7 protein-coding genes are annotated in these 13,346 nt (G+C 53.0%); 4 read left to right on the top strand and 3 right to left on the bottom strand.

Annotation, left to right across the window (positions count from 1 at the left end; genetic code table 11):
* The first annotated feature begins 128 nt into the window (after positions 1–128).
* Positions 129–4,115: an ATP-binding protein gene (locus tag DFER_RS08655; protein WP_222837316.1), complete on the top strand. Its 3,987-nt coding sequence runs from the start codon at positions 129–131 to the stop codon at positions 4,113–4,115.
* A 13-nt stretch (positions 4,116–4,128) separates the two neighbouring features.
* On the opposite strand, the gene DFER_RS08650 is transcribed toward DFER_RS08655, so the two are convergent.
* Both DFER_RS08650 and DFER_RS08645 read right to left on the bottom strand, forming a co-directional pair.
* Positions 4,129–6,534: an ABC transporter permease gene (locus DFER_RS08650; RefSeq protein WP_015811248.1), complete on the bottom strand. Its 2,406-nt coding sequence runs from the start codon at positions 6,532–6,534 to the stop codon at positions 4,129–4,131.
* Between the two features lie 258 nt (positions 6,535–6,792).
* The gene (locus DFER_RS08645) at positions 6,793–9,294 is read right to left on the bottom strand and encodes a glycosyl hydrolase family 95 catalytic domain-containing protein (protein WP_015811247.1); all 2,502 of its coding nucleotides are present in this window, start codon (positions 9,292–9,294) and stop codon (positions 6,793–6,795) included.
* A gap of 135 nt (positions 9,295–9,429) precedes the next feature.
* Between DFER_RS08645 and DFER_RS08640 the strand changes: the two genes are divergently transcribed.
* Positions 9,430–10,329 carry a helix-turn-helix domain-containing protein gene (locus DFER_RS08640; RefSeq protein ID WP_015811246.1) on the top strand — a complete coding sequence of 300 codons (900 nt, stop codon included), beginning with the start codon at positions 9,430–9,432 and terminating at the stop codon, positions 10,327–10,329.
* 99 nt (positions 10,330–10,428) lie between these two features.
* A complete protein-coding gene (locus DFER_RS08635) occupies positions 10,429–10,836 on the top strand; it encodes a VOC family protein (RefSeq protein ID WP_015811245.1) in 408 nt (135 codons plus the stop codon).
* 77 nt (positions 10,837–10,913) lie between these two features.
* Here the strand turns inward: DFER_RS08635 and DFER_RS08630 are convergent, their stop codons facing one another.
* Entirely contained in the window at positions 10,914–11,252 is a 339-nt protein-coding gene (locus tag DFER_RS08630) for a zinc ribbon domain-containing protein YjdM (protein ID WP_015811244.1), read from the bottom strand.
* A 220-nt stretch (positions 11,253–11,472) separates the two neighbouring features.
* On the opposite strand from DFER_RS08630, the gene DFER_RS08625 reads away from it, so the two are divergent.
* Positions 11,473–13,125, top strand: coding sequence for an ATP-binding protein (locus tag DFER_RS08625; protein WP_015811243.1), 1,653 nt, complete (start codon positions 11,473–11,475; stop codon positions 13,123–13,125).
* Positions 13,126–13,346 lie beyond the last annotated feature (221 nt).

Below are 13,346 nucleotides of genomic sequence, written 5' to 3'. Positions count from 1 at the left end.
AATCGTTCCAACAAGCATATGCCACGAGAAATTCCTCGCCGGATGTTACCGATTGGCGAGTTTCTGCTACATGTGCGGGATTGAACCGGAATTCGGTTACATTTGGAGACAGGCTGATCATCATTTTCGTGGAAAAAACTTTTGTACGGATCACAAAACTGGTTTTTTGTGTAAGCTGCCTTTTGATTTTACACCCATCGCAGACCTGCTTTGCACAGCGGCCTGTTTATTCGAATGAACAGCATTTCGGCGTGGATGACGGTTTGCCGCAAAGCTTCATCACAGGCTTCACGCAGAATAAGGATGGTTTTATATGGATCTCCACGCTCGACGGGCTGAGCCGGTTTGATGGACGCGGCTTCAAAAATTTCCGCAACAGGCCCGGCGATCCCGCCACGATCGCGCAAAATGTGATTTTCAAAATTATTCCGCACGCCGACAGCAGCAAACTGACACTGATTTACGAAGGCTTGCACCATGATTGTTTCGATACGCGGACGTTCCGGGCCAAGCGGATTCCCCACCTGGCCACGCTGCGGCGCATCCCCGGTACCAAAGCGCATTTTATTAACCGGGCGAATGTGTACAATGGCGAAGACTGGGTTTTCGCAAGATCTGTTGCCGGGGGGATCGGATGGGTAAATGCCGAAACAGGCAAAACTTTTTTCGCCAACACGGCCAACGGATTGTTGAAGCAGGACACCCTCAGCGTTATTTTTCAATCAGCCGATGGCGGCGTTTTCTTGATCTCGGAGGATGGGGTGCAGGTGAGTGACAAAGCAAAAAAGCATTTCAAATTCATCCGTTTCAATACCTCCGTAGATAGGCTCCGGCCCGAGATGATCTTCGACGGAAACATCAATGCGGGTACTGTTGCGCGCCTGCCCGGAAACCGGTTGCTGGTTTACCGGGATAACCGGGTCGTGCTCCTCGACCTGGTGAAAAGAACTTCGAAGTCCATTACAATCCCGGGCGGCGTGCCGGCTTATAATAACAGCCACAAGGATTTGCTTTGCCAGGATTCGAAGGGACTTGTTTACCTCGTGAACCAGGGCAGGGTTTTCAGGGTGAACGAAAAGGACCAGCTGGAACTGATCTGGCAGAGCGGGTCGGCGCCGCAATTCAATGTTACCGCATTTTTTGTCGATCGGTCCGATGTGCTGTGGATGAGCATTAACACGCACGGAATCACCAAGATCGATTTACGCGCGATCCCTTTTTACACGCGTCCTTACAAAAGCGGTTTTGTGGCCGACATTTTAGAGGAGGCGGGAATTCCACCACCCCAAATCCCAGCAGAATGGACTGATTCTGCAATTGACTACTACTTTCGGCAGGCATGGGCGTCTGACAACCAACTTTATCTCACGGCCAATCTGTGGGGTAATGGTGAGATTTTTAGCTACGACGGCGCCACGTTAAGCCGCTTCAATCGGGCCAGGCATTCGAAAGTCTACACGGCGCTGGTCGTGAAGCCCGGAGGGGAAGTGTGCGCGTTCGAGCAAATGAACTCGCGGTGGTATAGCTGGAAAGCCCCGGCGTCGGCGCCGGATTCGTTTTCGCTGAACCGTGCGGAAATGATGAAGGTGGAAATGACGGACGGCTACTTCGCGAAGGGCAGCCTCTGGCTGGCAACCTATGCCAGCGGTTTGCTCCAATACAAAGATGCTCAAAGGATCGGGCACTTTATCGGCAAGCAGCCGGGCTCGCGGGGTCATATGCCGAACGAACTGACCGAGATTTGTTCTGACCCGTTGAATAAAAACCTGTTATGGATCGGTTCGCGGGGATTTGGGCTCATTCTTTGGGATGTTGAGAAGGGGTTGCAGCAGATTTTTACCGTGGATGACGGGCTGCCCAACAATACCGTTTACTGCATTCTGCCGGACCGGGCCGGCAAGTTGTGGTGCAGTACCAACAAAGGAATTTTCCGGCTTGACCCCAAAACGAAGGAGATCCATTCTTTCGACAAATCGGACGGATTGCAGGGGAACGAGTTCAACCGGGCGCATAAGTTCCGTTTTTTCGACGGGCGCCTGGCTTTCGGCGGTACGGAAGGGTACACGATATTTGATCCCGCCGCCTTCGACGGGAACCATCCCCGAACCCGAATGCCGATTCAACTCATCAGCTTACAGATCAACAACGAGTTACAGCAGCCGTCGCTTCGGGGCAGTATCGTTGCTGAGCCGCTGAGCCTGATCCGCGAGATAACCCTTCCGTTTGATAAAAACCATTTGCGGTTCGAATTTGCGGCATTGCGTTTCAACCAGCCGGCCAAAACGAAATACCGCTTTCAGATGGTGGGAATTGATAAGCAGTGGGTAGAAAACGGCACGAGCAATGTCGCTTCGTATCTCGGCTTATCGCCCGGCAAGTACAAACTGCTCGTGAATGCGACGGACAATATGGGTTTATGGGGTAAAGATTTCAAGGAAATCAGCATTGTGATCCGTCCTCCTTTCTGGGCCACGATGTGGGCTTACCTGATCTATGCATTGGTACTGGTCGTGATCGTCTGGCGCTATCTGGTTTTCAAAGAGGAACGGATGATCACGCGGCAAAAGCTGGCATTCGAAAAACGGGAGGCCTTGCGGCTGAAAGAAATGGACGAGTTGAAAGATCGTTTTTTCAGCAACATAACCCATGAATTCAGGACGCCGCTTACTTTGATCATCAGTCCGTTGCAGAAATTACTTTCGGAAGGAGCAGTGTCCGGGCCGATCCGGCAAACGCTGCGGGGCATCGAGAAAAACTCCCGCCAACTGCTGGGCCTGGTTAACGAGTTTCTGGATTTCTCCAAATTGAATGACGGGCAAATGCAGGTGAACAGATCCGCCGGTGAGCTGGCCCCGTTTGTATCCGCCCACGTCCGGTCTTTCGAAGCGGCCGCTTCGGAAAAGCAGATAACACTTTCCTTTGCTTCCGGCGACGTGGAGGGTTTCTACCTCTTCGATCAGGAAAAATGGAGCAAAATTGTCATCAACCTGCTAGGTAATGCATTGAAATTCACTCCGGAAAAAGGAGCAATTTCGGTTGGGCTGAGGCAAGCGTCGGGAGATTGTATCGTGTTGGAGGTTTGGGATAATGGCCCCGGCATTGCGACCGATCAGCAGGAAAGAATATTCGAAAGGTTTTATCAGGTCGATGGGTCGGCTATCCGCAGCCAGGGCGGCACAGGTATCGGTCTGGCGCTGGTGAAGGAAATGGTAGGGGTGATGGGAGGACATATTCAGGTGGATAGCGAGCCGGGAAAATATGCCCGGTTTTGCGTTGAGCTGCCGGTGCCAAAGGCCCTTTCGCCTGAAAATACAACTTTGAACAGCGATACGCCGCTATTCCGCCCTGTGCCGATGGACGGTGCATTACCTCAGCTATTCGTGGTGGAGGACAACGACGAGCTTCGCGCATTTATCATGACAAGCCTGGAAGGGGCGTATCGCGTGACCGGCGCCGCCAACGGAATGCTGGCCTGGGAAATGATCCGCACCTCATTGCCGGACATCGTGATCAGCGACGTGATGATGCCCGGCCGCGACGGGTTTGATCTCTGCAAGCTGTGCAAGTCGGACCCGCTTACCGCCCACATTGGTTTTATCCTGCTCACTTCCAAGGCCGCTCACCAGGCACGCATTCATGGATTGGAAGCAGGTGCCGACGTTTATCTGACCAAGCCATTTCAAATGGACGAGTTGGAGCTGCGGGTGCTGAACCTTTGCCGGTTGCAGCAGAATGTTCGTGCACAATTGAAAGCCCGATTATTCAGTCAGCCGCCCGAGGCGGGTCCGGGGATCACAGACCCGTTCCTGAACCGGTTGTACCAGGAGATCGACGCCAGGCTCGCTAATCCCGACCTCATGGTAGACGATCTGTGCAAGGCACTTTCGGTGAGCAAAAGTACGCTCAACCGCAAACTGAAAGCCCTGCTGGATGCTTCCGCTGCCGACCTGATCCGTCAGTACAGGCTGGAAAAGGCAACGACCCTTTTGCGATCGGGGATGGATATTGCATCGGTGTCCTACAATGTGGGCTTCGGGAGTCCGTCCTATTTCACGCAATGCTTCCGGGAGCGGTACCACCTCACGCCGTCGGATTTTATTTCCGGCGGCATTTGACAGTCGGCTCGCCCTATTCACTCCGCAGACTTCTGGCCGGGTTGGTCACGGCCGTCCGCACGGATTGGAAACTTACCGTCAGGAATGCGACGAGCACGGCTATCAGCGCGGCTTCCACGAACAGGGATGCGTCTACGCCGATGCGGTAGGGATAATTTTGCAGCCATTTACTCATGGCGTAATAGGCCAGCGGAAATGCGAATAGGAAGGATATCGCGACCAGTTTCAGGAAATCGGAAGTGAGCAGGCGGGTAATGCTCGCCACCGACGCACCCATGATTTTGCGGATACCGACTTCTTTCCTGCGTCGCTCGGCGGAAAGCGTAGCCAGCCCGAACAGGCCTATGCAAGAGATGAAAATCGTGAGCGTGGTGCCAAAAAGCATGATTTGCCTCCATCTGGCCTCCGATTCGTACCGTTTCCGGTTTTCGTCGTCCATGAACCGGTAGGTGTAGGGGTTTAATGGAAACAGCCGGGCGTAAGTATCAGCGATGTGCCGAAGGCTCGAAGTTTCGGAGCCGGGCTTGATTTTGACGAAAAACCTGCCGTAGGAATTGCCCGGCCGCATGGTGAACAGCTGCGGGCCGATTTCCTCATTCAAGTCGGTGTAATGATAGTCTTTCACGACGCCCACGACCGTGCATTTAAAATTTTCATAGGAAAAATCGACGATCTGCCCGATCGGGTCTTTCCAGCCGGCTTGCTTCACAAACGCTTCGTTTACCAGCACCGAGCCCGTGGAATCGGCAGGGAAAGCGGGCGAAAAGTTACGTCCCTTCACCACCGGTACCTGAATGGCCGGCAGGTATTCCGGATCGACCGTTTCATATATAAACGCAATTTCCTTACCCTGATTAACCTTCGCCGCCGTATTCCAGCGGCCCCCGTTTTTGGGCGCCACCGCCAGGATATTCGGGTCTTTTTGTAGCTCCTGTGTGAGCACGTGCGCCTGCTCGCGGGTGAGGTTCGGTTTGTCAATACTGATCAGGTGGGCATCGTTATAGCCCAGGTCTTTGTTGATCAGATAGTTGAACTGGGAGTTGATCGTAAGCGTGCCGATGATCAGAAAGGATGCAATGGTAAATTGAAGCACCACCAGGCTAGTTTGCAAATAGCCTTTGCCCGAAAGCTGCAAACGGTGGTAAAGCGTTTTGACAGGATCATAGGCCGACAGCACGAATGCAGGATAAATCCCGGCTAGCAGGCCTGTAACGAACAACAGCGCGAGGTAGCCCAGCACGAGACCGGTATCAAACAGGTACGAAAGTGCCAGGGCCTTGTTGGAGAGGTCGTTGAAAACCGGCAGCGCGAGCTCCACGAGCACGAGTGCCAAAACGAATGCAATCACACAGAGCAGGAAGGATTCGCCCAGAAACTGCACAACCAGCTGCCTGCGCCCGCTGCCCACCACCTTGCGGATACCGATTTCCTTCGCACGTTTCAGCGAACGGGCGACGGTCAGGTTGATGAAGTTAATGCATGCTATGGCGAGGATAAAAAGCGCAATGCCCGTGAGAATATACGACCAAAGCGGATTGCTATGGCCCACCAGGCCGCCGTCCGACGGCAGCTCGGCGCTCAGGTGCATATCGGTAAACGGTTGCAGGGTGTATACTTTCTTGTTCTTCATGCCGTATTTCAGCGCCACTTCCCTGATCGCCTCTTTCGCCTCGGCATTGTAAATGAGGTTCATCTTACGCTCCACATGCGCGATGTTGGCGCCGGGAGCGAGCAGGACGAATGTGTTCATGAATGTATTGAACCAGTTGGTAGCGCGGTGGACTTCGCTGGGCCCGATCACCATCGGGATAACGATATCGAACTTGATCGATGAGTTTTGCGGTGTTTTTTTTGCTACGCCGGTAACCGTGTAAGGTTCGAAGCGGGCGTCCTTGTCAAAACTATCCTTCATCAAAACCGTCCTTCCGAGCACATTCCTGCTGCCGAATTGCTTCTCGGCCATTTCTTCCGACAGTACCACCGACCGCGGCTCTTTCAATGCGGTTTTCGGGTCGCCGCTCAGCAGGGGGAGGGAGAAGACCGAAAAGAAGGCGGAATCGGCACGGAAAATGTCCTCACTCTTGATTTCGCTGCCTCTTTTGATATCATTACGGTGCCCGTGGAAACGCACGAATGCCCTTATTTCGGGCACACCGGCGGCAAAGGCCGGACCGGCTACGTAACCCGTGTTGCCCATCGAGCCCACGTGCTGGCCGTCGGGCGAAATGTATTTGTTGGTAATGCGGTAAATATTCGGGTTATGGGCATGAAACTGGTCGAAACTGACTTCGTCCTTCGTGTAAAGCAAAATCAGCATCGCAGCGGCGAGCCCGATACTCAGCCCTGTGACGTTGATGAATGAGTAAACCTTGTTGAGAAGCAGCGTACGCAGCGCGATTTTGAAATAGTTACGGACCATATCGCGGCTGAGTAAATACGTAGACGGATCGTCGCTTTTTGCTCTTTTCATACCTGGAAGGATGTCGGTTGTTCTGATCAGTTTCGGAATGCTGCTCAAATTGCCTGCCAATGAAAAAGGTACAAAATAACTAATTGATAATGAATTAGTTATTTTGTACCTAAAAGGTGCATATTGTTCATTTACGGACGATCCATGTCCGTTTGCAACGCCTTACTGCCGTGATATTCAATCCTTTTTCCCGTAAAATGCAAGGCGCTATTGCGCCTGAATCTGGTACGTCCCGCCTTTGGTAGTAGGAAATTGATTGATGTAACCCGACTCGGTCCGCTTTTCGACGGATTTGGCGCCCGATATCTTTACCGGCCCCCTCGTTTTGATCGTACAATTGTTCCCATTCTCGGATTTCACACTGGCATTGGCCAGCTTTCCATTTTTCCAGTTCATCGTAACCTCAAAACCACCTCTCGCTCTCAGGCCTTTAACCTGTCCGTGTTTCCAGGCATTCGGCAATGCTGGCAGCAGGTATACTTCGTTTAAATGGCTCTGGATCAGCATTTCCGACATGCCGGCTGTGCCCGCGAAATTCCCGTCGATCTGGAAGGGTGGGTGGGCGTCGAAAAAGTTGGGATAGGTGCCTCCGCCGCGGTATTCGCTATTTCCTTCATTGGTATATTTCATCAGCTGGCGGATGAGCAGGTAAGCGTGGTCGCCGTCGAGCAGCCTCGCCCAGAAATTGATCTTCCAGCCCTTGCTCCAACCCGTGCCGTGATCGCCCCGGACTTCCAGCGTTTTTTTCGCAGCCTGGAAAAACTCGGGCGTTTCCGGCGAAATGCGGCGCCCCGGATGCAGCGCGAACAAATGCGATACGTGCCGGTGGAGTGTGTCGGTTTCTTCAAAGTCTTTGTACCATTCCTGCAACCTTCCCCGCCCGTCTATTTTCAGCGGATAGAGCTTGGCCCGCTTTTCAATGAGCAGTTTCCGGAAATCCTCGTCGGTACCAAGCACTTCGGCGGCGTCTATCAGGTTGGAAAACAGGTCGTGGATGATCGAAATATCCATCGTAGTGGCCACCGATACGGCGGCTTCTCCGCCTTTCGGGTCTTTGAACTTGTTTTCCGGCGAGGTGGACGGCGCCGTAACCAGGTAGCCATCCTTGTCTTCCACGAGCCAGTCGAGCGTAAACAGCGCGGCTTCTTTCATGAGCGGGTAGCCTTTGTCCCGCAGAAATGCCTTATCGCCCGAAAACCGGTAATGCTCCCACAAATGCTGGCAGAGCCAGTTGGCACCCATGTACCAGTTGGCCCACACCGGGTCGCCATCGCCCACATTTCCCACCGGATTGGACATTCCCCATATATCGGCATTATGGTGCGCCACCCAGCCTTTGGCATCGTAAAATTCTTTGGCCGTTACCGCGCCGGTTTGCGAGAGGTCTTTGATCCACGAAAGCAGCGGCCGGTGCATTTCCGACAGGTTAGCCACTTCCGCAGGCCAATAGTTCATTTGCGTGTTGATATTGATGGTGTAGTTGGAGCTCCACGGCGGGCGCATTTCTTTGTTCCAAATGCCCTGCAAATTGGCAGGTGGTCCGGCGGGCACGCCCGGCAATGCGGCGCGTGAAGAAGAAATGAGCAGATACCGGCCAAACTGGTAGTACAATGTTTCCAGCCCCGGGTCGTAATCGCCTTTGGCATAGGCCATCAGGCGCTCGTCCGAAGGCAATGCAGTGTTCGGGTTGCGTGTGAGCGTGTCTGTTACCGAGAAACTTACGCGGTTGAAATAGCTGTGATAGTCGTGCTGGTGGCTGGTAGCCAGCGTGGCGTACCCTTTGGCCAGGGCCTTGTCGAGGTAGTTTTTCGCCAATGCTTTTTCATCCTTGCCATCTTTGTCGGGGCATTTGTCGAAGCCGTTGAAACTTGTGGCCGCGGAAAGGAAAATCACCACTTCCGTAGCATTTTTAACATGGATACCGGCTGTGTCGACGACCGTTGTGCCTCCTCTGCTCACGGCTTTGGTGCGGATCTGGAAACGGGTGCCGTTGCAGCCATTCGGATCGTCGTAAATGATTGGCTCCTGGCCCGGCGGATTATAATAGTTCGGTGCCACGTGCGATGGGGCCTTGCCGTTCACGAGCAGCTCCTTGTTACCCGAAGCTTCGAGCCGGTAGCGCAGCTGGCTGCTGAGCGAAACAGTGAAATTGAGCGCATTGGGTTTTGAAGCGGACACTTTGATCACCATAATATTATCCGGTGCCGAAGTGAACACTTCCCGTTTATAGTCAACACCCCCGGCGGAAAAACGGGTTGTCGCTTTGGAGTGCGCGATATCGAGGTCGCGGTAGTAGGCCGAGGCCGGCTGTCCTTTCAGGTCATGGACGATCTTCAGGTCGGCCATGGGCATGTAGGATTCCGTGTAAAGGCCCTGCATTTTTTTGAGCAACTCGTTGGCTTTCTGGTAGTCCTGCTCTTCCAGCAATGCTTTCCGCACCTGCGGCAGGTAGGAGGCCGAGGCAGGGTTCACGTTCGTCTTCACCGGCCCGCCCGACCACAATGTGCTCTCATTGAGCTGCATCAGTTCCTCTTCCACACCGCCGAACACCATGGCGCCGATATGCCCGTTACCCACCGGCAGCGCCTCTACCCAGCGCGAGGCGGGTTTGCTATACCATAGTTTCAGGTCCTGGCCTTTCTGCGCAATCACGTCGGTTGAAAGCGCATTCAGGAGCAGCGCTGTTGCTATTGCATTGATTATCTTCATTATACTTGGTTAATTTTAAAGGATAAAAGCCATCGGACCATTTGTACGACCAATCCGTCGGCTGTTGTGCGGGACTTGCATGGCTGCAATATCGCGAAAAGCAGCCAGTTGAACGGTGTCGGCAGGCACGCCATCATGAAAAAGAAAATGTCCATTCCTTATTATACAGACATCAACGCCTTCCTGGAATCGATCCCTTCGGCAGGCAGGACAACCAATCCGCTGTTCTATTGTCTCAGGCTGAAAAAGTTGGAACACCCGGCGGAAATCTACAAACCTCCCTTCAAAAGGTCGTTTTATTTTTTCGCATTGTTTGTCAACTCCGGCAATGCGCAAGTCAGTTATGGGGATAAAACCGTCACCAACCCGGAATCGTACCTGGTCTTTCACTCGCCCGACCTGGTGTACAGCTTCTCGCACGACGAAACTTTGGAAGGGTACGTAATCTATTTCAAATCCGAATGCTTCTCGTTTTTCAAGCCGGATTTTCATGATGAATTCCCGTTCTTCAACCGGATGTATACCAATCTGTTTAAGCTCGACCAGGCGACCTTCGACGCCCTGGCCCCGCATTTCGGGGAAGTACTGGCCGCTTACGAGCGGTCCGGCCCTGAGTCGCACATGGAAGCGCGGGCACGGTTGCTGGCATTGCTCTATTATATGAAGGTGTTTGTGGCGGAACGAAAGAAAATAGCCCGGTTTGCAACGCCCCAGCAACTGCTTTTAAGCAAATACCTGCAATTGGTGAACAATCATTATATTGATAAAAGAACAGTAAAAGAATACGCCGACCTACTCTCTGTGACGCCCAACCATCTTTCTCAGTCGGTGAAGGCCGTGTCGGGCAAAAATGCGCTTTCTTACATTGCCGCGCGGTTAATTACGGAGGCGAAATCGCTGCTTCTGTACACGCACGTGGATATGGCCGAGATCGCCTACCAGCTTGGCTTTTCGGACCCGGCTAATTTTGGCAGTTTTTTCAAAAAACATGAGCGGATATCGCCGCTGGCCTTCCGGAAGCAGAAGCATAAATAGAATTCACCATCACACCCAAGCTTTTCACCATTCGAACGGCGGATGGTAGCCTTTCTTTGCATTGGTAATTATTTCTATAACCACTTAAATGAACAACAAATGGCAACCAAAATTTTTGTTAACCTGCCGGTTAAGGATCTCAACAAATCAAAAACATTTTTCGAAGGTCTTGGCTTTACCTTCAATCCCCAGTTTTCCGATGAAAATGCCGCCTGCATGGTGATCAGCGACGCTATTTTCGCAATGCTGCTCACGGAGCCCTATTTTGCGACATTCACCCAAAAGCCGATTTCCAACGCCCACGAAAGCACCGAAGTGCTGATCGCCCTCGACGCCGCGTCGCGCGAGGAGGTGCAGCAAACCGTCGCCAAAGCGAAAGAGCTGGGCGCCACCATTTATAAGGACGCCGCCGACCACGGCTGGATGTATCAGCACAGCTTTGCCGACCTGGACGGCCATCAGTGGGAGCTTGCCTACATGGACGAAACTCAGTTCCCTGCGTCATAATCCCACGGAAGCAATCAGTTTCCGACAAACCATAACCGCGGGGTGACCGCCGGTTATGGTTTTTTATTTTTGCCTGCCTACGCCTTCTTCACAAATTCCGATTTCAGTGCCATGGCGCCGAAGCCGTCTATTTTGCAGTCGATGTTGTGATCGCTGTCTACCAGGCGGATGTTTCTCACTTTCGTTCCGGCCTTGATCGATTGGGAAGAGCCTTTCACCGGCAGGTTTTTAATCGTGACCACGGAATCGCCGTTTTGCAGGACATTGCCGTTGGCGTCTTTTACAACAAATGTGTCCTCGGGGGCTTCGGCCTCGGCCGGGCTCCATTCGTAGCCGCATTCGGGGCAAAGCAACAGGGAGCCCATTTCGTAGGTGTAAGTGGATTTACATTGGGGGCAAGGTGCTAATTCAGGCATGAGTGTTAAAATGATTTGCGGCAAAGATAAAGCATTCGTTGAAGGCTGGAACGGGTGCGGAACTGACATTCGTCATGTTATCCGGCATCAGCAGCGGATGCTTTGGGATGAGGGAAGGCCACGGGGGATGGATCAAATGGGTGTAATAGTTGCGGCCGGCTGGCACGGTTTTTAGTTTTGGAATTGAATAAAAAGTAACTCCATTCAACTAAAAGACATTATGAGCGGCATTGTTCCGGCTAAGGAATCGGGCCTAGATTCAAATGATAAGCTTCAACTTCAAAGCATGGTGGAGAGTGCCCCTTTTCCCATTGGCGTGTATGTGGGGCGCGAAATGCGCATTGCGCTTGTTAATCAATCCATCATCGACGTTTGGGGAAAAGGTCCGGAAGTAGTGGGTAAAACGTACGCCGAAGTGTTGCCCGAGCTCGCGGGAACCGGCATTTACGAACAAATCCAAAAAGTATACACCACCGGCGAGCCCCACCACGCCAATAACCAGCGCGTAGACCTGGTTGTCGACGGCATTTTGCAGGAGTTTTATTTCAAATACAGCTTTACCCCGCTTTTCGACGCGCAGGGAGAGGTGTATGGTGTAATGAACACCGCTGCCGACGTGACTGACCTGGTGCTGGCCCGCCAGCAGCTCGAATTGGCCCAGACAAGCCTGAAAGGTGCCATTGACCTCGCCCAGCTCGGCACCTGGGAGCTCGACCTGACTACACGAGCGGTGAGTTATTCGGAAAACATTCAATCCTGGTTTGGTTTCGCAAAAGAACGGATCGCGATCGACGACGTATACGACCCGATGCACCCCGAAGACCGCGACCCCGTAGAGGCGGCGATCAACCGGGCGATCGCGCCGGGCTCTTCCGGGATTTTCGATGCGGAGTACCGCCTGGTTCATCCCGATACACGTTCGGAGCGGGTGGTGCATGCGCGGGGGATTGTGGTATCGAATGCCGAGGGCAAGCCCTATAAATTGCTGGGAACGGCCCAGGATGTGACCGCCGAGCGCCACAGGCAGCAGGATCTGGAGCGGCTCGTGCAGGAGCGGACCACAGAGCTGGAAGCCCTCAACGAAGAACTTGCCGCACAAAATGAGGAATATATGGTTGTAAATGAAGAGCTCGAAGAAGCCAACCGCCTTCTGTTGCGCTCGAATGAAAACCTCGAACAATTTGCGTACGCAGCCGGCCACGATTTGCAGGAGCCGCTGCGCAAAATACGGCAGTTCAGCGCGTTACTGACATCCCATATACCCGGCGCGGCCGGAAACGACGCCAGGTACATTGAGCGGATCAATGCCGCAGCGGGAAGAATGTCCACATTGATCAACGACCTGCTGGAATTTTCCAACATCACAACCGGCCAGGCGCGCATCGAGCCGGTGGAATTGAATGCGGTGATCGACACCATACTGCTCGACCTGGACCTCATTATCGCCGAAACCAATGCGCATGTGCAAGTTGAGCGGCTCCCCGTGATCGAAGGCAATGCATTGCAGCTGGGTCAGCTTTTCAGGAACCTGCTGGCAAATGCATTGAAATTCCGTCGGCCCGGGCACGCGCCGGTGGTGCTCGTCACTTACGACCAGGTACCCCGAACGCTGCTTCCCGCCGCCGCGAACCCGGTCCGCAAATCGGAGGTCTATCACCTGATCCAGGTGCAGGACAATGGGATAGGGTTTGACGAACAATATCTGGACCGCATATTTCAGGTGTTCCAGCGGCTTCACGGGCGGAGCGAATATGAAGGGACAGGCATCGGATTGGCGATTTGCGAAAAGGTGGTGACGCATCATGGCGGCGCGCTCACGGCAAGCAGTCAACTCGGGCACGGAGCCACGTTCAAGATTTTTTTACCAATGTAGGAGAGGTAGATGCAAAAATTGCATTGCACTATTTCGTCATCGGTGCATCGTCAATCCTAACATGCCGGCGCCCGATAGTTCGATAGTCGATGCGAACTAAAGCGAGGCTATTTAATTAACCGATAGACTACTTTCGACAAGTACATGCCAATTTGAAAAAAATGAAGCAATGAGACCGATTTTGTTTGAATAATCCGCGGATACGCATTTTATTCTCCAAT

The organism is Dyadobacter fermentans DSM 18053 (genome assembly GCF_000023125.1).
Classification (GTDB): Bacteria; Bacteroidota; Bacteroidia; order Cytophagales; family Spirosomataceae; genus Dyadobacter; species Dyadobacter fermentans.
Note: the sequence above shows the minus strand (reverse complement) of the source record. Positions and strands in the feature narration are given on the sequence as shown.